Raw genomic sequence first — 1,446 nt, 5'->3', positions numbered from 1 at the left:
GATTCCTAATGTCGTTTGTCAAGCCGCGAGGGCTGTTGGCGGAGTCGGTTCGTAGCATCGTTGGTCGCGTAGAAGAGCCCAGAGAACGTCGACGCGACGGCGGGCGAGAGCGAGGACAGCTTGGGTATGGCGCTTGCCCTCGGCCCGTTTGCGATCGTAGAAGCGGCGAGACTCCTCGCTCCGTCGGATGCTGAACAGCGCGGAGGTGTAGAAGACGCGTTGGAGGCGGCGGTTGTATCGCTGGGGCCGACGCAGGTTGCCGCTGACCTTGCCCGAGTCCCGTGGAACCGGCGCGACGCCGCCGAAGCTGGCGAGGCGGTCGGAGGTTCCGAAGACGGTCATGTCTCCGCCGGTGGCAGCCAGGAACTCGGCGCCAAGGATGATGCCCAGCCCGGGCATGCTGGTGATCACGTCGAAGTAGTGGTGGTCGCGAAACCGGGCCTCGATGAGCTTGTCGAGCTCGGCGACTTGCAGATTGAGAGCCATCACCTCCTTCGCCAGCGTGTGTACCATCTGCGCGGTCAGCCTCTCGCTGGTCAGGCTGGTGTGCTGGCGCTCAGCTGCCCGGGAGGCCGTCTGCGCGAGCTGGTCGGCGTTGCGAACGCTGCGGTTGCGTAGCCAGGTCGCCAGCCGTTTGGTACCGAGTCGACGCAGGGAAGCGGGGGTCTGGTAGCCGGTCAGTAGGGTGAGCGGGCCGGTGTTCGTGAGGTCCAGAACCCGCTCAAGGCCGGGGAAGAGTCCGGACAGTTGCGCCCGCAGCCGGTTGACGGTGCGGGTGCGGTCCGCAACCAGGTCCATGCGCCGACTGGTGAGAATCTTGAGGTCGGTGATGGTCTCGTCGGCGGGTCGTAAGGGCTGGAGGTCACGCCGGATACGAACCTGATCCGCGATGACTGCGGCGTCCTTGGCATCGGTCTTGCCTTCACCGCGGTAGCTTTCGGAGGCGCGGTGGATGGCTCGGCCCGAGATGTAGTGGACGAGCTGGTCATGGTTGAGGAGAATTGCGATGGCCAGGGCGGATCCGCCGTCGGCCAGGTCGATTCCCCAAGTCACCTCGTCGCCCAGGGCCAGGACGTCGGTGAGAAGCTCGAGAAGGTCGGGCTCATCGTTGGCGACGCGTCGCGACAGCAGCCGGCGGCCACCCTCATCGATCGCAACGCAGTGGTGGTGGGTCTTTCCTGCGTCGATGCCGGCCCAGATCGCGGCCATGCGGTGCCTCCGTACAGTGCGCAGCGGGTGCCTACCACGGACGACCTCGCTGTCAGATCCCTATTCAGCGATCATTCGCGATTCCTAATTGGCAGCCGAGTCGTCTTGGGGCGCCGAGCGGCCAATCGTTTCTAGCTCCGAGCAGCAGATCAGTTAGAGCCACACTCAGCGCCCCTGGGTGGGTGAACCATACGAAGGGCTCACCGCGTCCCGCAGAACAACGTAGGGATCAGTTAG

The 1,446-nt window shown here is 65.0% G+C and carries 1 protein-coding gene; it reads right to left on the bottom strand.

The window, feature by feature from the left end:
- Window positions 1-18 precede the first annotated feature (18 nt).
- Entirely contained in the window at window positions 19-1,209 is a 1,191-nt protein-coding gene (locus tag ACIQTP_RS47000; RefSeq protein ID WP_403412406.1) for an IS110 family transposase, read from the bottom strand.
- Window positions 1,210-1,446: the final 237 nt, after the last annotated feature.

The sequence above is a fragment of the Streptomyces sp. NPDC090798 genome (assembly GCF_044768965.1).
GTDB lineage: Bacteria > Actinomycetota > Actinomycetes > Streptomycetales > Streptomycetaceae > Streptomyces.
This window is presented reverse-complemented; position numbering and strand designations above follow the sequence as displayed.